25 protein-coding genes are annotated in these 23,621 nt (G+C 64.8%); 21 read left to right on the top strand and 4 right to left on the bottom strand.

What is annotated here, in order from left to right; translation table 11 throughout:
* Window positions 1-93 precede the first annotated feature (93 nt).
* The 10 genes from FGS76_RS12990 (at window position 94) to map (ending at window position 4,748) form a co-directional block, all read left to right on the top strand.
* Complete coding sequence (locus FGS76_RS12990; protein WP_138773082.1) at window positions 94-582, top strand: hypothetical protein; 489 nt, start codon at window positions 94-96, stop codon at window positions 580-582.
* A 4-nt stretch (window positions 583-586) separates the two neighbouring features.
* Window positions 587-1,081, top strand: a complete 495-nt coding sequence (locus tag FGS76_RS12985) for a YcxB family protein (protein WP_138773081.1) — start codon at window positions 587-589, stop codon at window positions 1,079-1,081.
* A gap of 145 nt (window positions 1,082-1,226) precedes the next feature.
* On the top strand, window positions 1,227-1,655 hold the full coding sequence (locus tag FGS76_RS12980; RefSeq protein WP_240692540.1) for an NUDIX hydrolase: 429 nt from the start codon (window positions 1,227-1,229) through the stop codon (window positions 1,653-1,655).
* Window positions 1,656-1,690: 35 nt separating this feature from the next.
* Window positions 1,691-2,257, top strand: coding sequence for an AAA family ATPase (locus FGS76_RS12975; RefSeq protein ID WP_138773079.1), 567 nt, complete (start codon window positions 1,691-1,693; stop codon window positions 2,255-2,257).
* 104 nt (window positions 2,258-2,361) lie between these two features.
* The gene (locus FGS76_RS12970; protein WP_138773078.1) at window positions 2,362-2,733 is read left to right on the top strand and encodes a hypothetical protein; all 372 of its coding nucleotides are present in this window, start codon (window positions 2,362-2,364) and stop codon (window positions 2,731-2,733) included.
* Between the two features lie 60 nt (window positions 2,734-2,793).
* Window positions 2,794-3,066, top strand: coding sequence for an Imm32 family immunity protein (locus FGS76_RS12965; protein WP_138773077.1), 273 nt, complete (start codon window positions 2,794-2,796; stop codon window positions 3,064-3,066).
* 58 nt (window positions 3,067-3,124) lie between these two features.
* Window positions 3,125-3,379, top strand: coding sequence for a hypothetical protein (locus FGS76_RS12960; RefSeq protein ID WP_138773076.1), 255 nt, complete (start codon window positions 3,125-3,127; stop codon window positions 3,377-3,379).
* A gap of 5 nt (window positions 3,380-3,384) precedes the next feature.
* A complete protein-coding gene (locus FGS76_RS12955; RefSeq protein ID WP_138773075.1) occupies window positions 3,385-3,681 on the top strand; it encodes a hypothetical protein in 297 nt (98 codons plus the stop codon).
* Window positions 3,682-3,757: 76 nt separating this feature from the next.
* Window positions 3,758-3,964 carry a ParD-like family protein gene (locus FGS76_RS12950; RefSeq protein ID WP_138773074.1) on the top strand — a complete coding sequence of 69 codons (207 nt, stop codon included), beginning with the start codon at window positions 3,758-3,760 and terminating at the stop codon, window positions 3,962-3,964.
* A complete protein-coding gene (gene map, locus FGS76_RS12945) occupies window positions 3,957-4,748 on the top strand; it encodes a type I methionyl aminopeptidase (protein ID WP_138773073.1) in 792 nt (263 codons plus the stop codon). The genes FGS76_RS12950 and map overlap by 8 nt, the downstream gene beginning before the upstream one ends.
* Window positions 4,749-4,931: 183 nt before the next feature.
* On the opposite strand, the gene FGS76_RS12940 is transcribed toward map, so the two are convergent.
* The 4 genes from FGS76_RS12940 to FGS76_RS12925 form a co-directional block, all read right to left on the bottom strand.
* Complete coding sequence (locus FGS76_RS12940) at window positions 4,932-5,669, bottom strand: GntR family transcriptional regulator (RefSeq protein ID WP_205717260.1); 738 nt, start codon at window positions 5,667-5,669, stop codon at window positions 4,932-4,934.
* A gap of 16 nt (window positions 5,670-5,685) precedes the next feature.
* The gene (gene uca / locus FGS76_RS12935) at window positions 5,686-9,336 is read right to left on the bottom strand and encodes an urea carboxylase (RefSeq protein WP_138773071.1); all 3,651 of its coding nucleotides are present in this window, start codon (window positions 9,334-9,336) and stop codon (window positions 5,686-5,688) included.
* Between the two features lies 1 nt (window position 9,337).
* A complete protein-coding gene (gene atzF / locus FGS76_RS12930) occupies window positions 9,338-11,107 on the bottom strand; it encodes an allophanate hydrolase (protein WP_138773070.1) in 1,770 nt (589 codons plus the stop codon).
* Window positions 11,108-11,547: 440 nt separating this feature from the next.
* On the bottom strand, window positions 11,548-12,444 hold the full coding sequence (locus tag FGS76_RS12925) for a LysR family transcriptional regulator (RefSeq protein ID WP_170214468.1): 897 nt from the start codon (window positions 12,442-12,444) through the stop codon (window positions 11,548-11,550).
* Between the two features lie 151 nt (window positions 12,445-12,595).
* On the opposite strand from FGS76_RS12925, the gene FGS76_RS12920 reads away from it, so the two are divergent.
* From FGS76_RS12920 to FGS76_RS12870, 11 genes are all read left to right on the top strand, one after another.
* Window positions 12,596-13,654 (top strand): ABC transporter substrate-binding protein, encoded by a 1,059-nt coding sequence (locus tag FGS76_RS12920; protein ID WP_170214467.1) that lies wholly within the window; start codon window positions 12,596-12,598, stop codon window positions 13,652-13,654.
* On the top strand, window positions 13,651-14,724 hold the full coding sequence (gene atzD, locus FGS76_RS12915; protein WP_138773067.1) for a cyanuric acid amidohydrolase: 1,074 nt from the start codon (window positions 13,651-13,653) through the stop codon (window positions 14,722-14,724). Before FGS76_RS12920 ends, atzD begins: the two co-directional genes overlap by 4 nt.
* Window positions 14,721-15,548, top strand: a complete 828-nt coding sequence (locus tag FGS76_RS12910; protein WP_138773066.1) for an ABC transporter ATP-binding protein — start codon at window positions 14,721-14,723, stop codon at window positions 15,546-15,548. The genes atzD and FGS76_RS12910 overlap by 4 nt, the downstream gene beginning before the upstream one ends.
* A complete protein-coding gene (locus FGS76_RS12905) occupies window positions 15,541-16,299 on the top strand; it encodes an ABC transporter permease (RefSeq protein ID WP_205717254.1) in 759 nt (252 codons plus the stop codon). Before FGS76_RS12910 ends, FGS76_RS12905 begins: the two co-directional genes overlap by 8 nt.
* 231 nt (window positions 16,300-16,530) lie before the next feature.
* On the top strand, window positions 16,531-17,640 hold the full coding sequence (locus FGS76_RS12900; RefSeq protein WP_138773065.1) for a BMP family ABC transporter substrate-binding protein: 1,110 nt from the start codon (window positions 16,531-16,533) through the stop codon (window positions 17,638-17,640).
* Window positions 17,641-17,664: 24 nt separating this feature from the next.
* On the top strand, window positions 17,665-18,786 hold the full coding sequence (locus FGS76_RS12895; protein ID WP_138773064.1) for an ABC transporter permease: 1,122 nt from the start codon (window positions 17,665-17,667) through the stop codon (window positions 18,784-18,786).
* Entirely contained in the window at window positions 18,779-19,699 is a 921-nt protein-coding gene (locus FGS76_RS12890; protein WP_138773063.1) for an ABC transporter permease, read from the top strand. The genes FGS76_RS12895 and FGS76_RS12890 overlap by 8 nt, the downstream gene beginning before the upstream one ends.
* Window positions 19,700-19,719: 20 nt before the next feature.
* Window positions 19,720-20,724 carry a formamidase gene (locus FGS76_RS12885; RefSeq protein ID WP_138773062.1) on the top strand — a complete coding sequence of 335 codons (1,005 nt, stop codon included), beginning with the start codon at window positions 19,720-19,722 and terminating at the stop codon, window positions 20,722-20,724.
* 1 nt (window position 20,725) lies between these two features.
* Window positions 20,726-21,415, top strand: coding sequence for a biuret amidohydrolase (gene biuH, locus FGS76_RS12880; protein ID WP_138773061.1), 690 nt, complete (start codon window positions 20,726-20,728; stop codon window positions 21,413-21,415).
* A gap of 2 nt (window positions 21,416-21,417) precedes the next feature.
* Window positions 21,418-22,950, top strand: a complete 1,533-nt coding sequence (locus tag FGS76_RS12875; RefSeq protein ID WP_138773060.1) for an ABC transporter ATP-binding protein — start codon at window positions 21,418-21,420, stop codon at window positions 22,948-22,950.
* Window positions 22,947-23,621 (top strand): cysteine hydrolase family protein, encoded by a 675-nt coding sequence (locus FGS76_RS12870; protein WP_138773059.1) that lies wholly within the window; start codon window positions 22,947-22,949, stop codon window positions 23,619-23,621. The genes FGS76_RS12875 and FGS76_RS12870 overlap by 4 nt, the downstream gene beginning before the upstream one ends.

Raw genomic sequence — 23,621 nt, 5'->3', positions numbered from 1 at the left:
AAAGAGCCTTCCAACCTCTCAGAGAGGCGCTTTTTAAGCAGAAGGTGGAATAAAATCAATGGGTTGTGGTGGTCCGACCCCGGAAGTTTTGATATGGACGTGATTGAAAAACGTTACCCCTACAAACCCAGGCTGTTTTCGTCCATTTTCGTCGTGCTGTTTTTCGGTGTCTTCGCCGGATTCATGGGCTATTTTTCCTACCAGAACGACAGCGGCCTGGTCCTTAACGGGATTGTCGAGATGTCGACAACCGGCGCCACGGTTTTCTACTGGTTGATAACCGTGCTGTTCGTGGCCTTTTCGGCGCTGGGTGTGCTGTTGGCCATTAAGAGCGTGCAGTCAAAGGCAGAGTTGGTGCTCACTGATGAATACGTCAGAGCGCCCAAGAGCGGTATCAGCAAAAAAATAATCACCGTGCCGTTTAACGATGTTGAGAAAGTCTCGGTGCAAGCGGTCAAGGGCACCGTTTTCCTCAATATTTTCCACCGTAAGGGAAAGTTCACCATCGTCTCGTCTGTGTTGCCGAACATGGCGGACTTTGATGAGGTGAAGAAACACATTATGGACCGGGTGAGGTGCTGAAGAAATGTCTGAACGGGTGGTTTATCGGGTTTCCAGGAAGGACTACATAGCGGCGGGCCGATTGCACTCCCGGCCCACGCTGAAGTTGGTGGTCGTGTGCGCTTTGATTTTTATTGTCCTGGCCATTACGGCTGCTTTTGCGCCTCCCTCTTTGGTCGGTGCCATTGTCGGCGGCGCGGTGGGGTGGTTATTGCTGTTCGCGGTGATGATGCTGTTCATCACGCCGATTATGTTGGGCCGGCACTACGACAAATATAAGGCCATTCAGGCTGAGTTCGCGATCGAACTGAAGGAAGAAGGCGTGGAGGTTTCTTCTCCGGACGGCACGGCACTGGTCCGCTGGGACTCGGTTCATAAATGGCGGCAGAATGACAAGTACATACTCATTCTTATCATGCCGAAGCTCTACTACGTGGTGCCGAAGTCCCTTCGCGACCGTGGCCTCGACATTCCCCGGCTCCTCGAGGCGCTGAAGAAGAACGCGCCAGAAATCAGGTAGCTATCAATCCGCTGTGGCCTGGTCTCTCCCCGATACCCCCTGTTTGAGAAGGCTGTCCTGCTGAGCTCCAGTGCTCATGGGGCGGCCAGATTTTTTTATCCGTTAGAGGTCGTGAGTAATGGAAGTTCGTTACTGCTCCAGGTTGATGCTCTTGAACGAGCAGAATGACCTGTTGTTGTTTCAATACCGGGATGAGCATACCTCATCGGCTTTCTGGGCCACGGCAGGCGGCGAGCTGAAGCCGGGTGAGTCCTACCTGCAGGCGGCCAGCCGGGAGCTATACGAAGAGACCGGTCTGCGCGAGGAAATTGGACCGCTGGTGATGGAGCGCGAGGCGGTGTTCGCGGTTGCCCGCTCGCAGCCGGCGCTGTGGCGTGAGCGCTATTACCTGGTGCGCTGCCCCGAGGCCGCCCGGGTGTTCGCGGCGGATTGGACCGACGAGGAAAAGGCCACCATCCAGCGATGGAAGTGGTGGTCGCTGGAGGCAATGCGCACCGCGGGGCCCGAGACCTTCAAACCCGAGAACCTGGCCGATCTGCTGGCGGATATCATCAAGGATAAGCCTGCACCATAGATCTCCCCGCCAAAGCACCAACATGGAGAGCAAGCATGAACCGAGCCTTCGTAATCACCGGAGGGCCCGGCGGCGGCAAGACCACCCTGCTGGACGCGCTGGCGCAGCAGGGGGTCCGGGTGGCTCCCGAGGCGGCCCGGCGGATCATCCGCACCCGGCTGGGCCAAGGGCTGCCGCCCCGGCCGGAGCCGGCGGCCTTCGCCCGGGAAATCCTGGCCTCGGACATGGAGCAGTACCGGGTGGCCCAGGCCCATGACGGCGTCACCTTCTTTGATCGCGGTGTGCCGGACGCGCTTTATATGCTTGATCAGGCGTGCGCCATTACTCGGGAGGAAGTGGCCGCTCTGGTCCGGCGCTTTCCCTATAACAACACCGTGTTCCTCCTGCCCCCCTGGGAAGACATCTACGGCACCGACGCGGAGCGGGACCAGAGCTTCGAGCAGGCGGTGGAAGTGTTCCAGGGAATGAGCCGTTGGTACACGCAGTGGGGCTACCGGACAGTGGAAGTACCCCGGGTTTCCGTGGCGAACCGCATCGCCTTTATTCAAAAAATCACCGGACCGGATTCCACTCGAGCCGGGTTTGCAGGTGTTGACTTGTGAAGCCGGTCACGTCTTTAATCTGCCCCGGGCGTTTTGCCTGAAAATCGGATTTGGTCAAGCCTTAAAAGAACGGCCTGGCCGCCAAGGGTAGCTTGGGGAGAAAAATGAAAATAGTTGGTGGCAATTTTGGGGTGCGCGGCTCGGCCTCTATTGGCAACAATGACACGCTGGTGATCAATGGGGCGAACAAAGTGACCTACCGCGCGGGTCAGTTGGCGTCAGTATCCGGCCGTGTGGTCAAGGAAAGAAAGTTCGGCGTGGTCGGATTTATTATCGGCCTGCTGCTTTTCAGTGTGCTGCTGGGGCTGCTGTTCAACTTGATCGGCGTGATCATCGCCATCGTCCTCGCCGTCGCCGGCTCGTTCTACTCGAAGAAGCGCAATATCGCCGAAGTCAGATTCAACGACGATCAGGTGGTGGTCCTGGAGTGCAGCGGTAGGGAGATCAAGCGGCTGTACCTGTTGTACCGGGGTTAGAAACAGGGCCGCGCGGTCTGGCGTTGCTCAGGACGGTTCCATTTGGGGGGGAGTGCGAAGATGATGGATTACTTGCTGACGTTCGAAATCGACGAGAGCAGCGAACAGGTCTCGATCCATGGGGATCCCGAGGGCCTGGCGTTCCTGGCGAAAGAACTGCTTAAGCTTGCTGAGCGCGCCAAGTCCGGTGACTTCCCCCACGATCATTATTTCACCGAAGAGTGGGGTGGCTACCAACTATCTTCGGAGCAACAGTCGGAAAAAGACCGGCTTGTAAACCACGTCAAGATTTATGGTTGGCCCACTAAAGAAGGCGGCAGACCTTATCGTTAGCCGGGGGCACCTTGTGACGTCGTCTTTCCAGGGGCACATGGAGGCGCGGCGGTAGCAAATGAAAGTAATACACCTGGATACCGAGCGTGGCAACGAGCTGTTGATGGCACTCAAGCGCGACGGCTGGAAGCAGGTTAAGCAATACCCGCCGCTGGCCTTCGACAAGGGCATCGACTTCGACAGCTATACCCTCCGAAAAGACAGCCTCGAATTGGTGCTGGAGTGGAGCAATTGGTTGGAGTGGGAAATCCACGGCGACCAGGAAGCGCTTCAGCCACTGGCCGAAGGCCATGGGTTGGAAATCAGGGAGTAGGCGCTATGAATCGGTTTATCAAATGGTTCAGGAAAACCACCTTCGAGGGAACCATCTTGAAACAGGTGGGGACGGTCAATGATTGCATGTCATCGCCGCCTCTGATCAAGAGCAGGATGCGGATCGAGGCTTTTCGGCTTCGCGGCCAGCCGAGGCTTCCCGCTATACGCTTGAATATGGTGTTTACTGCTCCGATAACGTATCAAACCGCACCTTTCTTTATGTCGACCAGCGAGGCGCGGAAGATGATCGACTTGCTTGAACAGGCGATTGAAGAATCCGAACGTTGTGACCGTTCCTGATTCACCGATTCCACGTTGCTCCTTGGTCCCCTTTGAATATATGATTCATATACGTTTCGTATATTCAGGTTGAGCCATGGGTATCGTAAAGATCAGCGACGAACTCCACGAGGAGATCCGCAAGGCCAGTTCGGTGATGGTGCGTTCCATCAACGCCCAGGCCGAGTTCTGGATCAAGATCGGCATGCTGGCGGAGGCCAACCCTGAGTTGTCCTTTTCCGAGATCGTGCGCGAACAGTTGAAACTGGCTGAGGTGGATATCCGGCGGGTGGCCGGTGGCTGACGCGATCCTGAAGACCGAGGAAGAGCTGGCGCTGATGCGTGAGTCCGGGCGCCTGCTGGCGTCGGTGTTCGCGTACATGGACGGCTGGATGAAGGCCGGTCTGACTACGCTGGAAATCAATGATCGGGTAGAGCGCTACATCGTCGATGAGCTTGGTTCCCGCCCGGCCAGCAAGGGCCAGTACGGCTTTGAGTATGCCCTCAATACTTCGTTGAATCAGGTGGTGTGCCACGGCGTACCGTCGGCGAAGAAAACCCTTAAGTCCGGCGATATCATCAACGTGGACATCACCCTGGAGAAGGGCGGCTTTATCGCCGACTCCAGCAAGATGTATCTGATCGGCAAGGTGTCGCCCCACGCGCGGCGGCTTGTCGACGCCACCTATGAGGCCATGTGGGCCGGCATCCGCGCGGTCCGGCCCGGCGCCACCCTGGGGGATGTGGGACACGCGATTCAGACCCACGCCCAGGGCTACGGCTATTCCGTGGTCCGCGAGTATTGCGGCCACGGCATCGGCCGTGAAATGCACGAGGCCCCGCAGGTTCTCCATTACGGCCAGGCCGGCACCGGCACCGTGCTGCGCGAGGGCATGACGTTCACCATCGAGCCGATGATCAACCAGGGCAAGGCGGCGGTTCGCACCCTGCCCGACGGCTGGACCGTGGTCACCCGCGACAAACGCCTGTCCGCCCAGTGGGAGCACACCATCGCGGTAACGGCGGACGGCTTTGAGGTGCTCACGCTCCGGGACGAAGAGCGCTTTCGGTTAGCCGATGGCGAGTGACTGAATGCTGCGGTCACTTAGTTTGAAGACATGACCCAGCAGTTGGGCAAGCTGGAAGCGGATGGGCTGCTCTGCTGGCACGAGAACAGAGCGCCGGATTAGCCGGTGGGCGCGGGAAAACACGGCTCCTCTAACCGCCGATGGACGCTGTTTTAGGAGCCGAAATCGTTAAGAAACAGTGGGTTATCGTGGTCCGACCCCGGCGGGGCCGCCGGGGACCTCGGCGGGGGTGGTTTCGCGGCCGTGGGCGCGGGCTTCGTGGAGCATGTGCAGGGTGATCTTGCGCACTTCGTTGCGGCTGGCTTCGATGTGGGCGCGGAGCATCATTTGCGCCTGTTCCACCCGGCGGTGGGCGATGGCGTCGAGGATGGCGGCGTGTTCCTGGTAGGTGGCGTCGATGCGCGGCGGTTTGGTGAAGTCCAGCCGGCGGATGATGCGTAGCCGCTCGGTGAGGTCGTGGTGGATGCGCGCCATTTCCTGATTGCCGGCGGCTTCCACCAGAATTTCGTGGAAGCGTTCGTCCAGGGCGGATACCGGCCCCACCTGGCTTGGGCGTTGCGCCTGTGGCGTGTTCCACAGGGTAGTGAGCGCTTCCAGCTGTGGTGAGGGGGTGTCCTGTTCGCACAGGCGCCGAACGGCGGCGCATTCCAGCACCGTGCGCACGTCGTAGAGTTCCTCGAAGTATTCAAAGTCGAAGGGCTTAACCTGCCAGCCGCTGCGCGCCAGCACCTCCACATAGTCTTCCCGTTCCAGCCGGAACAGGGCCTCGCGCACCGGGGTGCGGGAGGCGCCCATGCGTTCGGCGATTTCGTTTTCGCTGAAGCGGTCGCCGGGTAGCAGGCGGAAGTCGAAGATGTCCTGCTTGAGTTGGCGGTAAATACGTTCGGCGAGATTTTCCCGCGTCTGATTTTTCAAGACCATCTTCATGGGGGCTCCTTCAGGCCACTTCCGTGTCGATCACCGCCACCGGGTCGCCGGCGTTGATGATGGCGCCGGGCTTGCAGTGCAGGCCGGTGATCTTGCCGGCGGCGCTGGCGGTGATTTCAAATTCCATCTTCATGGCTTCCACGATTACCAGGGTCTGGCCTTGCTCCACGGTGGCGCCTTCTTCCACCAGCAGCTTCCAGACGTTGCCGCTGATTTCGGCGCTGACCAGGTGGCCGTCCACCTCGCCGATGTCGGCACCGCCACCGCCCAGCAGGGCGGATTCGATTTGCGCGTCCTCGTCCTGCCAGCGGGCCACTTCCTTCTGGTAGGCGGCCTGCTGGTTATCGCGGAAGGCCACCATCTCCGGTTCGATCTCGTTCAGGAAGCGGTGGTGATCCGCCAGCGAGAATTCCTCTTCGGTGATTTCCACGTCCAGGCGGCCTTCGCGGAAGGCATCGCGCATGCCGGCCAGCTCGTCCTCGCTCACCGGGTAGTAGCGCACCTGGTCGAAGAAACGCAGCAGCCAGGGTTCGCCGGTTTTGAACTGACGGTTCTTGAGGTGCTTGTTCCAGATTGGCAGGGTGCGACCCACCAGCTGGTAGCCGCCGGGGGAGTCCATGCCATAGATGCACATATAGACACCGCCGATGCCCACCGTGCCTTCGGCGGTGTAGGTGCGCGCCGGGTTGTATTTGGAAGTCATCAGCCGGTGGCGCGGGTCCACCGGCACGGCGCAGGGGGCGCCCAGGTAAACGTCGCCCAGGCCCAGCACCAGGTAGCTGGCCTGGTAGACGATCTCCTTGACTCGCTCCACCGAGTCCAGCCCATTAATGCGGCGGATGAACTCCGCGTTGTTGGGGAGCCAGGGGGCCTCGCCACGGATGGTTTCCTGGTAGCGTTTCACCGCGTCCAGGGTGGCGCTGTCCTCGAACGCCAGGGGCAGGTGCAGCACCCGGGAGGTGACCACCATGTCGGCCACGGAGCCGATGGCGGCTTCCCGGTCCAGCAGGGTTTTCACCAGATCGGCCTGGTGGATCACCCGGGAATCGTAGTGCACCTGCAGGCTGCGCACGCCGGGGGACAATTCCAGGATGCCCTCCACCTTATCGCCCTTCAGGTTTTCCATCAGGGCATGGACGCGGAAGCGCAGGTCCAGATCCAGCACGTTGTCGCCGTACTCGATCAGAATATATTTGTCGCCGGCCTGCCGGTAGGTGATACGCGGCGCCAGATCAGTGGCGTCCAGCTCCGCCAACATCGTCGCCGACGTCGCTTTTTTCTGTAGGAGCGACTTCAGTCGCGATCCCCCCAAGGTACCCGGCTCCCCCCCGGCGCTTTCCGCCTCCAACATCTCAATCGCACGATCCCGCGCCTTCTCCAACGCCAACGCCTCATCGAACGCCATCGGCACAAAGCGGATGCTGTCGCCGGGTTTCAGTTGCCCCACCTTCCACAGCTCCGCCTTGGCGATGGTCACCGGGCAGACGAAGCCGCCCAGGCTGGGGCCGTCCTTGGTAAGGATCACCGGGAAGTCGCCGGTAAAGTTGACGCTGCCCACGGCGTATTCGCAGTCATGGATGTTGGACGGATGCAGGCCGGCCTCGCCGCCATCGGTGCGGGTCCAGCTCGGTTTCGGGCCCACCAGGCGGATGCCCAGGCGGTTGGAGTTGTAGTGCACCTGCCAGTCGGCGCTGAAGAACTCCTCAATGGCTTCCTCGGTGAAAAAGTCCGGGGCGCCATGGGGGCCATACAGCACCTTGATTTCCCACTGCTGCGGGTAGTCCGGAATCAGCGCGGCATCCGGCGCCGCCGGTTCATGTTCCGGCGCCGGTGTCGGGCAGCCGGCCAGCTGCGGCTGGCAGATGGCAAGCACGTCGCCCTTGCGCAGAGTGCGCCCGCCGTGGCCGCCGAACTGGCCGAGCACGAAAGTGGACTTGCTGCCCAGGTAGTCGGGCACGTCGATGCCGTTGCGCACGGCGATGTAGGTGCGGCAGCCGCTGGTCACCTTGCCGGTGGTCAGGGTCTGGCCGGCTTTTACCGCCAGCGGTTGCCACAGGGCCACCGGCTCGCCGTCCAGGGTGGCGTCGCAGCCGGCGCCGGTAAGGGCGATCACCGTATCGCTATGGAAGCGCAGGGTGGGGCCCACAAGTGTGGCTTCCAGGCCGGCGGCGCTGGCGTGGTTGCCGACGATGCGGTTGCCCATGCGGAAGGCGTAGTCGTCCATGGGCCCGGACGGCGGCACGCCGATGTCCCAATAGCCGGCGCGGCCCGGGTAATCCTGCACCGTGGTGTAGGTGCCCGGGTCGACGATTTCGAAAGCGGTGGGGTGGTATTGGAACGTCTCCAGGTAGCGGGTGGAGACTTTGCCTTCGGCCACCGCCGGGTCGCGCAGAATCTGGCGCAGGTAATCCAGGTTGGTGGCAATGCCGGACAGTCGCGTGGCGGCCAGGGCGTCGCGCATGTTGTTCAGGGCGGCGGCGCGGTCGGCGCCGTGCACGATGACCTTGGCGAGCATCGGGTCGTAGTGGGGGCTGACCTCGGTACCGGTGTCCACCCAGCCGTCCAGGCGGATACTGTCCGGGAAAGATACCTCGGTGAGTTCACCGGGGCTGGGCTGGAAGTCCTTGAGCGCGTCCTCGGCGTAGATGCGCACTTCCATGGCGTGGCCGTCCGGTTGATAGTCCTGGTCCAGGGGCACGCTTTCTGCGCCGGCCAGTTGCAGCATCCAGGCCACCAGGTCCACGCCGAACACCGATTCGGTGACGCCGTGTTCCACCTGCAGGCGGGTGTTCACCTCCAGGAAATAGAATTCGTCGCGCTCGTCGTCGTAGATGTATTCCACGGTGCCGGCGGACTGATAGTTCACCGACTGGCCCAGACGCACGGCGCTGTCGTGGAGTTTTTCACGAGTAGCTTGCGGCAGGTTGGGCGCCGGGGTTTCTTCCACCACTTTCTGGTTGCGCCGTTGCAGGGAGCATTCCCGTTCGCCCAGGGCCAGTACCTTGCCCTGGCCGTCGCCGAAGATCTGTACTTCCACATGGCGGGCGCGGGCCACGAACCGCTCGATGAACACGCCGGAGTCGGAGAAGAAACTTTCCCCCAGGCGCTTCACGGATTCGAACGCATCCACCAGCTCTGCTTCATCGTTACAGCGGCTCAGGCCGATACCGCCGCCACCGGCGGTGCTCTTGAGCATCACCGGGTAGCCGATTTCGGCGGCGGCTTGTTTGGCTTCATTCAGGCTTTGCAGCAGGCCGGTGCCGGGGGCCAGGGGCACGCCGGCGGCTTCCGCCAGGGCGCGGGCCTCGTGCTTGAGGCCGAAGCGGCGCAGCTGGTCCGGGGTCGGGCCCACGAACACCGCGCCTTGGGCGGCGCAGGCCTCGGCGAAATCCGCGTTCTCGGAGAGAAAGCCGTAGCCGGGGATCACCGCGTCGGCGCCGGTGTCCTTCACCGCTTGCAGAATCAGGTCGCTGCGCAGGTAGCTGTCCGCCGCGGTCTGGCCGCCCAGGGCCACCGCTTCGTCGGCGGCGGCCACATGCTGGCTGTTGCGGTCGGCGTCGGAATACACCGCCACCGACGCGATGCCCAGCTGTTTGAGCGTGCGGCAGATGCGCACCGCGATCTCGCCACGGTTGGCGATCAGCACCTTCTTCAAAGCCATTTCATAACCCCTTGATGTAATTTCTCCAGCCCCCCAGGGCGGTGATGTCCTTGGCGTCGGCAATCGCCCAGCCTTCGCAGATGAAGCCTTTCACCTGGCGGCCGTCCTCGGTTTCCAGGGTGCCCATGCCCAGCGGGCCGGGGATCAGCGCCACGAAACTGCCGAACTCGGTGACCGGCAGTTTCCACAGCTCGATCTCGATGGCGGCGCCGTCGTCGGCGCGGATCAGGCCGGGCTTGGGCGGCGTGGTGTTGGCCAGCGCGTACAGGCGATAGCAGGGCGCGGTGCGGGTGGTTTCCAGCAGTACGCCGTTGCGTTCGGTGAGTTGGTAGTTGAGCGGCATGCCGGACAGATGGGCGCCCACCACCGCCACGGTGACGGTGCCGTCGTCCCGGTCCTTGTCGTCCTCCGCCGCCGGCAGCGCCGGTTGCTGGTCGGTGACGCCGGCTTTCCAGGGGCGGTGGCGCTGCCAGCGCCGGCCGAACTCCGCCAGGGCGCTGTCGTACCAGGCCGGGCCGATCAGGGTGATGCCGGTGGGCAGGCCGTCGCCGTCGCGCAGCCCGCCGGGCAGCGACAGGGCGCACATGTCGAGCAGGTTGACGAAGTTGGTCCAGGTGCCGAGCTGGCTGTTGAGGGTCACCGGGTCCGCGTTCACCGCCGCCCGGGTATAGATGCCCGGTGTGCTGGGTACCACCAGGGCGTCGACGCTGGCCATCAACTGGTCCGCCCGGCGGCGCAGGTCGGCAAGTGTGTACTGGGCGCGGAAGCCGTCGGCGGCGCTCATGTCCCGGGCCGGCAGAATAATGTCGCGGATCACCGGCAGCAGGGCGTCCGGGTCGTCCAGCAGCGGCTCCGCCACGGTGTAGCGCTCCGCCACCCAAGGGCCCTGGTAGAGCAGGCGGGCGGCTTCGTGCAGCACCTCCGCATCCACCGGTACCAGCTCAGCGATGGCGTCCAGCTCTTCCAGTTGCCGCTGCCAGGCGGCGGCGGCCTGGACGTCGCCGAACCAGGGTGTTTCCTTGGGCACGCCCAGGCGTGGTTTTTCCGGCAGGGCGGTGGGCACGCCGGACGGTACGTGACGGGCGTAGCCGTCCTGTTCGTCGTAGCCTTTATAGATATCGAATACGGTTTCCGCGTCGTCCACGCTGAGCGCGAACACGCTGATGCAGTCCAGGGTGCGGCAGGCGGGCACCACGCCCCGGGTGCTCATGCTGCCCTTGGTGGGCTTCAGGCCGACGATGTTGGTGAGCGCCGCCGGCACCCGGCCGGAGCCGGCGGTGTCGGTGCCCAGCGAGAACGGCACCAGCCCCAGGCTGACCACGGCGGCGGAACCGGAGCTGGAACCGCCGGTGACATAGTCGCCATTAAACGGGTTGGGCACTTCGCCGTAGGGCGAGCGCACGCCCACCAGGCCGGTGGCCAGCTGGTCCAGGTTGGTCTTGCCCACCAGGATGGCGCCGGCATCCAGCAGCGCCTGCACCGCCGGAGCGGTTTCCTTGGCGGTATAGGCATAGGCCGGGCAGGCGGCGGTGGTGGGCAGGCTGCCCACGTCGATATTGTCCTTTACCGCGAAGGGCACGCCGTACAGAGGCAGGGACGGATCGCTGAGGCGTTCCGCCTGGGCCAGCAGACTGGACTCGTCGAGCAGGTGAATCCAGAGAGCCCGTTCGCTGTCCTGCAACAGAGTGGACAGCGCCTTCATGGCGGAAACCGGCGTCAGTTTTTTACGCCGGTAGGCGGAGCGCCATTGATCGATGGTCCAGCCAAGCACGTTCGCATACCTCGTTGTATACCAGTAGGTATGCCGATCAGTGCAAGGCCGGTGCCAGCTTTTCGCGGGCACGGCGCGGTGCCAGTGTTTATGGGCGCTGGCGGTGGTTTGGTGAAAAAACGCCGTGGCGTTCGCGGGCGGTGTTCTGCCTCATCACGGGGCGCGCGGCACCGTTATTGTGCGGCCAGCCGCTCCCACGGTGCTCTTTCCGGGATGTAGGAGCGACTTCAGTCGCGAAGAGGTTTCCCACCGGGTGATCGCGACTGAAGCGGAATGCCGCCCAGTCGCTCCTACAACAAGCAGAACGCCGCCCAGCCGCCCCTGCGGTGTTCTTTCCGGGATGTAGGAGCGACTTTAGTCGCGAAAAGGTTTCCACCCGGGTGATCGCGACTGAAGCGGAATGCCGCCCAGTCGCTCCTACGGTATCTACCTCCGGGCGGTCAGGCGTCGGCCAGTTCGCCCTTGAGGTGCTCCACGAAGCGGGCGGTGGCCACCGGCAGGGCGCGGGAGTGTTCCATGCCCAGCACCAGCCGGCCCCGGCTCAGGCCCCGGTCCACCAGGGGCAGGGCGCGCATGCCGCCGGGCAGGTGCGAGGGCGGCATGCCGATCTGAATCTGAAAGCAGACGCCGCCGCTTTTTACCGCGAAGTTGCGCATCAGCTCGAAGGAGTCCGATTCCAGCGCTGGCTCCAGGCGCAGCGAACGGCGCGCCAGGAACTCATCCAGCAGGGCGCGCCCGCCCAGGCTGCGATCCGGCAGCGCCAGCGGATAGCCCACGCAGTCGGACAGCCGCACCTTATCCAGCCGGGTCAGCGGATGGTCCGGGGAGACGAAGGCGCACAGCCGTTGTTCCACGTCCATCAGCGTGCGGATCTCCGGGTCCGCCGGCGGGTTGAACACCAGGCCGATGTCGGCGCGGAATTCCTTCAGGTGCTGGTACACCTCCTCGCGGCCACAGATAAAGGTGGTAAAGCGAATCTTCGGGTGGGTTTTCTGGAACGCGCAGATCGCCCGGGGCAGCAGCTCCGCCGCCATGCCTTCGATGGCGGCGATGCGCACTTCGCCACGCCGCACGCTTTGCAGGTCCTCGATCTCCGACAGGGTGCGTTCCAGCTCCGCCATCTGTTTGCGGGCGTAGGCCACGAACAGCTCGCCGGCGGCGGTGAGGCGCACGCCCCGGGCGCGCCGCTCGAACAGGTCGGTGCCGATTTCCGCTTCGATATCCAGAATGCGGCGGTTCACCGCCGACGACACCACATTGAGCTGTTCCGCGGCCTTGCGGATCGAGCCGCAGCGCGCCACGGCGTCCACATAACGAAGAAAGCGGATGTTCTGCATCACGGGCTCCATCGAGGGAGCGATGCCGAAACGGCATCGCTATGGCCAGAAAATAACGCTGGTGGGCTGCACTCCACGGATTCTATCTTGCCTCGCATTGAACGCCCAGGCCCGCGGCCGGGCACCCGCAACGCGAGCAGGAGAGATGTGCATGCAACCAAGAACCGCTTTGTTACCCGGGGCCAGCCGTGGCCGGCCGCTCCGTGCCCTGCTGGGGCTGCTGGCGGCGCTGACCCTGTGCCTGGCACCGGCGGCCCAGGCCGAGCGCAAGGTGCGCTTCACCGCCAACTGGGCCTTCGAGGCCTCCAACGCGCCGTTCGTGCTGGCCGCCCAGCGGGGCTATTTCGAGGAAGAGGGTTTGGATGTGACGGTGGACGCCGGCGAGGGCTCCTCGGCGGTGATCACCCGTATCGCCGGCGGCAGCTACGAGGCCGGCTTCGGCGACATCAACACGCTGATCGAATTCAACGCCCGCCACCCGGACAACCGCCAGCGCATGGTCTACATGATCTATAACCGGCCGCCGCTGGCGATCATCACCCTCAAGGAATCCGGTATCGAGGCGCCGAAGCAGCTGGAAGGCAAGGCCATCGGCGCGCCGGCCAACGATTCCGCCTACCGCATGTTCCCCCTGTTCGCCGAGGCCGCCGGCCTGGACAGCGACAAAATTCGTTTCGAGAACGTGGCGCCCAACCTGCGCGAGGCCATGCTGGTGCAGGGCAAGGTGGACGCCATCGCCGGCTTCCCGCCCAGCGCGGTACCCAACCTGCTGAAGCTGGGCATCGACCAGGACGATATCCGCATCTTCTATTACTCCGACTACGGCGTGCCGCTGTACAGCAACGGCCTGATCGTCACCGAGCGCATGATCGAGCAGGAGCCGGAAGTGGTTCAGGGCCTGGTGCGCGCCAGCCATCGCGGCCTCAAGGCCAGCATTGATGACCCGCTGGCCGCCGCCGAGGCACTGCGCGAAAAGGACAGCCTGATCAACGTGGAGCTGGAACAGCAGCGCATGCGTTTCCTGATCGACAACCAGCTGATCACCGAAGAGGTGAAGAAAAACGGCCTGGGTGCCGTGGACCCCCAGCGTCTGGCCGCCTCCATTGAGGTGGTGGCCGAGGCCCTGGAATTGGACAACCCGCCGGCCCCGGACCAGGTGTTCGACGGCGCCTTTCTTGACGCACTGGAAGACCGGAGCGTGGCGCAATGAGAACCCGGGTTCTGCGTTTCCCCTGTTCCGGTCCGGACGATCTGGCGCCGCTGCACCAGGCCCTGGCCGAAGGCCGCCTGCACCCGGAGCGGGTGGTGGCGGTGCTCGGCAAGACCGAGGGCAACGGCTGCGTCAACGACTTCACCCGCGCCTTCGCCACCACCGTGCTCAAGCGCTTTTTCGCCGAGCGACTGGAGTTGCCGGAGGACACCGTGGCCGAGCGCATCGCCTTGGTGATGTCCGGCGGCACCGAGGGCGGCCTGTCGCCCCACTGGCTGGTGTTCGAGGTGGACGACGCCGCCTCGCCGGCGCCGGAGCAGCCGGGGCTGGCCGCCGGCATCGCCTTCACCGACCGCTTTGCGCCGGAACAGATCGGCCGGCTGGATCAGGTGCGCGTCACCGCCGAGGCGGTGCGCCGGGCCATGGCCACGGCCGGCATCGAGCGGGCGGAGGATGTGCACTATGTGCAGATCAAATGCCCGCTGCTCACCGCCGCCCGCTGCGAAGACGCACGCCGGCGCGGCGCCACCGTGGCCACCAGCGACACCTACGAATCCATGGGCTTTTCCCGGGGCGCCTCGGCCCTGGGCGTGGCTCTGGCCCTGGGTGAGGTGGAGCAGACAGCGCTCAGCGACGCCGCCATCTGCCACGACTTTGATCTTTGGTCCGGCCGCGCCAGCACCTCCGCCGGCATCGAGCTGATGCGCAACGAAATCCTGGTGCTGGGCAACGCCCCGGGCTGGGACCCGGCCCTGCGCATCGGCCACGACGTGATGGCCGACGCCCTGGACGGCGAGGCCCTGGACCGGGCCCGGGCGACCCTGGGTGATGGCTCGCTGGTGGCGTTGCTGGCCAAGGCGGAACCGTCGCGCAGCGGCCACATTCGCGGGCAGCGCCACACCATGTGGGATGACAGCGACATCAATGCCACCCGCCATGCCCGTGCCCTGGTGGGTGGGGTGCTGGGCGGGCGCACCGGCGACCTGGCCCTGTTCGTGTCCGGTGGTGCCGAGCACCAGGGGCCGGACGGCGGCGGGCCGTTGGCGCTGATCGTGGAGAGCGGATCATGAGCGAAGGCTTTATCGAACTGGACAACGCCACCCTCCGTTACCCGCGCAGCGACACGCCGGCGGTGGTGGATATTTCCCTGAGCGTACCCAGCGGCGGCAGCGTCGCCCTGGTGGGCCCCAGCGGCTGTGGCAAAAGCTCGGTGCTGCGGCTGATCGCCGGCCTGGAAAGCGCCACCGACGGCCGGGTAGTGGTGGGCGGCGACGCCCCCGGGGCTTCCCGGGGCGCGGTGGGCGTGGCATTCCAGAAAAGCACCATGCTCGACTGGCGCACGGTGCTGGACAATGTGCTGCTGCCGCTGGAAGTGGTGAGCGGGCCCGCCGGCTTCCGCGCCCGCCGCGCCGAATATCGGCAGCGTGCCCTGGCGCTGCTGGAACGGCTCGGCCTGGGCGAGTACGCCCATCGTTACCCCTGGGAAATGTCCGGCGGTATGCAGCAGCGCGCCTCCCTGTGCCGCGCCCTGATCCACGAACCGGATCTGCTGCTGCTGGACGAACCCTTCGCCGCCCTGGACGCCTTTACCCGGGAGGATCTGTGGGGCCTGGTGCAGTCGATCTGGCGGGAGCGCCGGCCCACCACCGTGCTGGTCACCCACGATCTCCGCGAGGCGGTCTATCTGGCCGACACGGTTTATGTGTTTTCCAAGGGGCCGGGCCGCATCGTGCACCGGGAAGACATCGACCTGCCGCGCCCGCGCACCGTGGAGGGCACCTTCGAGCCGGCGTTCGTGGAGTATGTACAACGGCTGCGCGGCCACATCGTGGAGGTCCGGGACATCGACGCCGGGCGCGCCACCACCGATGCCAAGGAGCCCGCCCATGGTTGATTGGATGCTCAATCGCCGGGTGCTGCCCTGGCTGGTGACCCTGGGGACTTTCCTGCTGTGGGAAGGCGTGGTGCATGGCTTCGCCATCAAGACCTTTATTCTGCCGCCGCCGTCGCTGATCGCCACCACCCTGGCCGCCCAGTGGGAGCCGATCCTGCAGCACTCATTGCAAACGCTGATGACCACCCTGGTGGGTCTGGCGCTGGCGGTGGGTTTTGGCGTGGTGCTGGGGTTGGCGGTGGGCGCCAGCGAGAAGGTCTACGCCGGCTTGTACCCGCTGATGGTGGCCTTCAACAGCATTCCCAAGGTGGCGCTGGTGCCGATTCTGGTGATCTGGTTTGGCATCGGCACGGTGCCGGCGATTCTCACCGCCTTTCTGATTTCGTTCTTCCCCATCGTGGTCAACATCGCCACCGGCCTGGCCACGGTGGAACCGGAGCTTAACGATCTGATGCGCTCGCTGGGCGCCAGCCGCCTGACGGTGCTGCGCAAGGTCGGCCTGCCGCGCACCCTGCCGTACTTCTTCGCCGCCTTGAAAGTGGCGGTGACCCTGGCGTTCGTGGGCTCGGTGATCTCCGAGACCGTGGCCGCCAATGCCGGCGTCGGCTACATGATGATGGTGGCCGGCAGCCGCTTCGAAGTGCCGCTGGTGTTCGCCGGGCTGGTGGTGGTGGGCGCCATGGGCATCGTGCTCTACCAGGCGTTTGAGTGGCTGGAGCGCCGTCTGACCTTCTGGGCATCCCGGGGCTGAGGCAGGTGCGCGCCACTGGTGCATGGTGCGCGGCTTTGCACACAAGCAGTGCGCGCGGCGCCTGGATGAAAGCTGCCAATTTCGCGGGAATGCCTTGTTTTAAGGGGGTTTCCCGTGAATGGCATGAAGGCTGCTTACTTGTATACCAGTATGCATCCCAGGGTGCACTCAAGCTTCGCGCCGCGCCGGCGGCGCCTTTCATCCAAGGTCAGTGTTAGAGGACGCGCCACTATGTCGGATATCAATCGTCGTAATTTCATCAAGGCCGCCGGCCTGCTGGGCGCCGCCGCGGCGCTGCCGTTCAATCCGCTGCGCGCCGCGCAGAAGGAAATCACCGTGGGCTTCCTGTACGTGGGCGCCCGCGATGACTTCGGCTACAACCAGTCCCACGCGGAAGCCGCCGCCCAGGTCAAGAAGATGCCGGGCGTCACCGTGGTGGAGCAGGAGAACGTGCCGGAAACGGTGGCCGTGCAACGGGCCATGGAAGCGATGATCCGCCAGGATGGCGCCAGCCTGATTTTCCCCACTTCGTTCGGCTACTTCGATCCGCACGTGCTGAAAGTGGCGCGGCGTTTTTCCGATACCCGCTTCGCCCACTGCGGCGGCCTGTGGGAGAAGGGCAAGCATCCCATGAACGTGGGCAGCTTCTTCGGCTATATCGACGAAGGGCAATACCTGAACGGCGTGGTGGCCGGCCATATGAGCAAATCCGCCAAGCTCGGTTTCGTGGCTGCCAAGCCGATTCCCCAGGTGCTGCGCAATATCAACGCCTTCACTTTGGGCGCCCGCTCGGTGAACCCGGACATCACCACCTCGGTGATTTTCACCGGTGACTGGTCCATGCCGGTGAAGGAAGCGGAAGCCACCAACAGCCTGATCGACAGTGGCTGCGACGTGATCACCTGCCATGTGGACGGCCCCAAGGTACTGGTGGAAACCGCCGAGAAACGTGGCGCCATGACCTGCGGCTACCACGCCAGCCAGGCCAAGCTGGCACCGGAAGGCTACCTCACCGGCGCCGAATGGAACTGGGTAACGCCCTACCAGGAGCATGTGCGGGCGGCCATCAACGGCGAGCCGATGATCAACTTCCTGCGCGGCGGCCTCAAGGAAGGCTTCGTCAAAACCTCTCCCTATGGGCCGGCGGTGAGCGCCGAAGCGAAAAAGAACGCGGACGCGGTGAAAGCACAAATGCTCAGCGGCGACTACGTGATCTTCGGCGGCCCGCTGAAGAACAACCAGGGCCAGGTGGTGATCGCCGAGGGCACCGACTACAAACAAACCGCCGTGGAACTGGAGCGCATGGACTATCTGGTGGAGGGCGTGCGTGGTCAGATCTAAATCACTCCGGTACCGGAGCCCGTCATGTTGAAGCCCTGGCTGGGGCGCGCGGCGGTGCTGGCCTTGCCGGCGCTGCCCACGCTGCTGGCGATGCTCACCACGGCGGTGCTGTTCATCCTGTTTCTGCTGATTCAGGGGCAGCCCGCCTGGCAGGCCGGACCGCTGGTGTTCGAAGGCGCGTTCGGCTCCATGTTCGCCTGGGAAAACACCCTGATGCGCGCCGCGCCGCTGATGCTTACGGCGCTGTGCGTGGCGCTGCCGGCCCGCGCCGGCCTGATCATCATTGGTGGTGAAGGGGCGCTGGTGCTGGGCGGTCTGGCGGCGGCGGTGACGCCGCTGTGGCTGCCGTCGCTGCCGGCCTGGCCAATGCTGATCGCCATGGGCGTGGCGGCGATGCTGGCCGGCGGCCTGTGGATCGGCCTGAGCGGCTGGTTGCGGCAGAAGCGCGGCGTTAACGAGACCATCGGCAGCCTGCTGCTTTCCTACATCGCCCTGGCGATCTTCCGTCACCTGGTGGAAGGACCGCTGCGCGATCCCAATAGTTTGAACAAACCGTCCACGCCGCCCCTGGATGGCAGCTATCAGATCGGCGTGATCAGCGACAGCTTCTATGTGCATTGGGGGCTGGTGGCCGGCGTGGTCGCCTGTGTGCTGGCCTGGGTGTTCGTACGCTACAGCGTGGTGGGCTTTTCCCTGCGTATCGTCGGCGGCAACCCGCGCACGCCACGCATGCTCGGCCTGCCGGTGGACCGGCTGGTGCTGCTCACCTGCGTGCTCGGTGGCGCCGCCGCCGGCCTGGCCGGCATGTACGAAGTCAGCGCCGTGCAGGGTAGCGCCAATACCGCGCTGATTTCCGGCTACGGCACCGCCGGCATTCTGGTGGCGTTCGCCGCCCGTCATAACCCGCTGGGCATTATCGTTTGCGCGATCCTGCTCGGTGGTCTGGAAGCCAGCGGCGGCTTGCTGCAACGGCGCCTGGGCCTGCCCGATGCCACCACCCTGATTCTGCAGGGCATTCTTTTCATCAACCTGCTGGCCTGGGAGGCGCTTACCCGCCGCACCCTGGACTGGCGTCTGTGGTTGCGCGGTCACTGGATCGCGGCGCCGCCGTCCCGCACCGGCACAACGGAGGTCAGCCATGGCTGAGTCGGAACTGTCGATCTTTCTGCTGGCCCTGCTGGCCGGGGCCATCCGCGTGGGCACGCCGTTCCTGTTCGTCAGTCTCGGCGAATGCCTCACCGAGAAGGGCGGGCGCATCAACCTGGGGCTGGAGGGCATTCTGGTCACCGGCGCCATGACCGGCTACGCGGTGTCCTATCTGTCCGGCTCCCCCTGGCTGGGGGTGCTGGCCGCCGGCCTGTCCGGGCTCGCCCTGGGCCTGGTGCACGGTGTGATCTGTTCGCTGCCAAGGGTCAACGACATCGCCTTCGGCATCGCCCTGATTCTGTTCGGCACCGGCCTGGCGTTCTTTCTGGGCAAGGATTTCATTCAGCCCAGCGCGCCCATGCTGCCGTCCATTCCGCTCGGCTTCTGGAGCGACGACACCCGGGTGCGCTCGGCGCTGAATGTGAACGTGCTGTTCTTTATCGGCGTGGCGCTGGCCTTCGTGCTGCACTGGGGCCTGCGCGGTACCCGCTGGGGCCTGGTGCTGCGTCTGGTGGGTGACCACCAGGACTCCGCCCAGGCGCTCGGCTATCGCGCCGCCGGGGTGCGCATCCTGGCCACCGGCGTGGGCGGCTTTCTGGCCGGCGTGGGCGGCGCTTATCTGTCGCTGTATTACCCCGGCAGTTGGAACGAGGGCCTGTCCAGCGGCCAGGGCCTGATGGCGGTGGCGCTGGTGATCTTCGCCCGCTGGCAGCCGATCAACTGCCTGTGGGCGGCGTTGCTGTTCGGTGCCGCCGGCGCCGTGGGCCCGGCCCTGCAGGCCATCGGCATTGGCTGGGGCTACTACCTGTTCAACGCCATTCCCTATGTGCTGACCCTGGCGGTGATGGTGATCACCTGCCGGCCGGACCGTACCCTCAGCGGCGCGCCCGGTGAACTCAGCCTGAACCGATAACCCGACGAGAAGGTAATCCCATGTCCAGTGGACTCTCTGGTTTGAACAAATCCCCCAACGGTGTGGTGATGGGCCTGGCGCAACTGGCGTTGCCCGACCCGCGCACCCGCGATGAACTCTGGCAACAGACCCAGCGCGTGGTCGAAATGGTTGGCAAGGCCCGGCGCTCCATGCCGGAGATGGATCTGATCGTGTTTCCGGAATACTGCCTGCACGGCCTGTCCATGGACACTTCGCCGGACATTATGTGCGACCTGGACGGCCCGGAAGTGGCGGCGCTGAAACAGGCCTGCATTGATCACAAAATCTGGGGCTGCTTCTCGATCATGGAAGCCAACCCCAACGGTAACCCGTTCAACTCCGGCCTGATCATCGACGACACCGGCGAGCTGAAACTCTACTACCGCAAGATGCACCCCTGGGTGCCGGTGGAACCCTGGGAACCCGGCGACCAGGGTATTCCGGTGTGCGAAGGCCCCAACGGTTCAACGCTGGCGCTGATTATCTGCCACGACGGCATGTTCCCGGAGATGGCCCGGGAGTGCGCCTACAAGGGCGCCGAGATCATGATCCGCACCGCCGGCTACACGGCGCCGATCCGCCATTCCTGGAAGATCACCAACCAGGCCAACGCCTTCACCAACCTGATGCAGACCGCCAGCGTCTGCATGTGCGGCTCCGATGGCACCTTCGATTCCATGGGCGAAGCCCAGTTCGTCAACTTCGACGGCGTGCCCCTGGTGGAAGGCAGTGGCCGCGCCGACGAAATCGTCTGCTGCGAGCTGCGCCCGGACCTGGTGCGCGAAGCCCGCGAGCACTGGGGCGTGGAGAACAACATCTACCAGTTCGGCCACCGTGGTTATGTGGCGGTAAAAGGCGGCGCCGGCGATTGCCCCTACACCTACATGCAGGACCTGGCGGCGGGCCGCTACCGGCTGCCCTGGGAAGACAAGGTCAAGCACACCGACGGCAGCGCCTTCGGCTTCGAGCCGCCGCAACGTTCCTATAAACCGGGAGAGCCTTGATATGAGCGAGCAATTCATCAGCGCCGATCCTTATCCCTGGCCCTACAACGGTGACCTGCGCCCGGACAACACCGCGCTGATCGTGATCGATATGCAGACCGACTTCTGCGGCAAGGGCGGCTACGTGGACAGCATGGGCTACGACCTGTCCCTGACCCGGGCGCCCATCGAGCCGATCAAAAAGGTGCTGGCGGCCCTGCGCGAACGGGGCTTCCATATCATCCATACCCGCGAAGGGCACCGTCCGGATCTGGCCGACCTGCCCGCCAACAAACGCTGGCGCTCGCAACGGATCGGCGCCGGCATCGGCGACGCCGGTCCCTGCGGGCGCATCCTGGTGCGTGGCGAACCGGGCTGGGAGATCATTCCGGAGCTGGCGCCACTGGAGGGCGAAGTGATCATCGACAAGCCCGGCAAGGGCTCGTTCTGCGCCACCGATCTTGAGCTGATCCTCAATACCCGGGGCATCGACAATATTATTCTCACCGGCATCACCACCGACGTGTGCGTGCACACCACCATGCGCGAGGCCAACGACCGGGGCTTCGAATGCCTGCTGCTGGAGGACTGCTGCGGCGCCACCGATCAGGGCAACCACGATGCCGCCGTGAAGATGGTGAAGATGCAGGGCGGGGTGTTCGGCAGCGTGTCCGATTCCGGTGCTCTGCTGGCCGGCCTGGGGGCGCAGTGACCATGCGTGCCCTGAAGCTGGAAACCATCGGCGCCAGTAAAACCTTCGGTACTTTTCGCGCGCTGGACAAGGTGTCGCTGACGGTGCGCGCCGGCACCGTGCACGCCTTGTTGGGCGAGAACGGCGCCGGCAAAAGTACCCTGGTGAAGGGCCTGGTGGGCTACTCACCCCTGGACGACGGCAACATCCTGGTGGACGACCGGGAATACGCGGTGCGCCTGCCCCGGGACGCCCACGGCCTGGGCATCGGCATGGTCTACCAGCATTTCACCGTGGCCCCGGGGCTCACCGTGGCCGAGAACCTGGTGCTGGCGCGGGGCGATCTGCCGGCGCGCATCCACTGGAAAGCGGAGCGCCAGCGGCTGCACGCCTTTATGGAAAAGATGCCGTTCAAGCTGGACCCGGACCGGCCGGTGGCGGCGCTGGCCGCCGGTGAAAAACAGAAGCTGGAAATTCTCAAGCAGCTGTACCTGGACCGGCGCCTGATCATTCTCGACGAACCCACCTCGGTGCTTACTCCCCAGGAGGCCGATGAAGTGCTGGGCCTGATGCGCGACCTGGCCCACGACGGCCAGGTGTCGGTGCTGATGATCACCCACAAATTCCGCGAAGTGACCGCCTTCGCCGACGACGTGACGGTGCTGCGCAAGGGCGCTTTGGTGGGCAGCTGCAAGGTGGCGGACACCACGCCGGAGGCCCTGGCGGAATGGATGATGGGCCGCAGCGATGACCGCACCGTGGCCGGCGAACGGCCGCCGGTGGACCAGGAGCTGGCGCCGGCCCTGGAAGTGGCCGGGCTGGAGGTGAACAACGACAAGGGCGTGCGCGCCGTGCACGGCGCTTCCTTTCGGGTGCGCCCCGGCGAGATTCTTGGCGTGGCCGGTATCTCCGGCAATGGCCAGCGGGAACTCACCGAGGCCCTGCTTGGCCAGCGCAGGCGCGAAGCCGGCGCGGTGCGCGTGCACGGCGAGCCCTACCACGCCACCCGCAAGCAGATGCTGGCCTGGGGCGTGCACAGCTTGCCGGAGGAACCGCTGCGCAACGCCTGCGTGGCCAATTTGTCGGTGGCCGAGAATCTCGCCCTGCGCACCTTCGACCGGGCGCCGATCCGGCGCCAGGGCTGGCGGGTCAGCCGCAAGGCCATGGTCGAGCAGGCGCGGGGTTTGATCGAGCGCTTTCAGGTCACGCCACCGGACCCGGACCGGCCCATCGGTACCCTGTCCGGCGGTAATGTGCAGCGGGCGGTGTTGGCCCGGGAGCTTACCGACGAAGTGCGGGTGCTGATCGTTTCCAACCCGGTGTTTGGTCTGGACTTCAATTCCGTGGCGCTGATCCACCAGCGCCTGATGAACGCCCGCAACCGGGGCGCCGCCGTGCTGCTGCTCAGCGAGGATCTGGACGAACTGTTGGAGCTGGCGGACCGCATCGTGGTGATCCACGACGGCGAACTGGTGTTCGAGACCGCCGCCGGCAACGCCGACCGGGCTGAGCTGGGCGCGCATATGGCCGGCGGCGGCCATCGGGAGGCGTCATGATCCAGGTGGACGCCCGGCCCGGGCCCTATTGTTTTGAACCGGCCAGCACCGCCCTGGTGGTGATCGATATGCAGCGGGACTTTCTCGATCCGGGCGGCTTCGGCGCCGCCCTGGGCAATGATGTGACGCCGCTGCGCGCCATTGTGCCGGCGGTGGCGGAGCTGCTGGCCCTGGCCCGCCGCCACGGCCTCACCGTGATCCACACCCGGGAATCCCACGCCCCGGATCTGTCCGACTGCCCGCCGGCCAAGCACCAGCAGGGCAAGCCGGGCCTGCGCATCGGCGACCCGGGGCCCATGGGCCGCATTCTGATCCGTGGCGAACCGGGCAACCAGATCGTGCCGGAGCTGGCGCCGCTGGACGGCGAGTGGGAGATCGACAAGCCCGGCAAGGGCATGTTTTACGCCACCGGCCTGGACCAGAGGCTGCGGGATGCGGGCATCGAGACGCTGCTGTTCGCCGGCGTCACCACCGAGGTGTGCGTGCAGACCAGCATGCGCGAAGCCTGCGACCGGGGTTATCGCGGCCTGCTGATCGAGGACGCCACCGACAGTTATTTCCCCGCCTTCAAAAGTGCCACTCTGGATATGGTGGTGGCCCAGGGCGGCATCGTCGGCCAGGTGGCCGGCCTGGCCGCCCTGGCGGCGGCTTTTCAGAACAAGGAACTCTGA

Source organism: Alloalcanivorax gelatiniphagus (assembly GCF_005938655.1).
In the GTDB taxonomy this organism is placed as follows: Bacteria; Pseudomonadota; Gammaproteobacteria; order Pseudomonadales; family Alcanivoracaceae; genus Alloalcanivorax; species Alloalcanivorax gelatiniphagus.
Note: the sequence above shows the minus strand (reverse complement) of the source record. Positions and strands in the feature narration are given on the sequence as shown.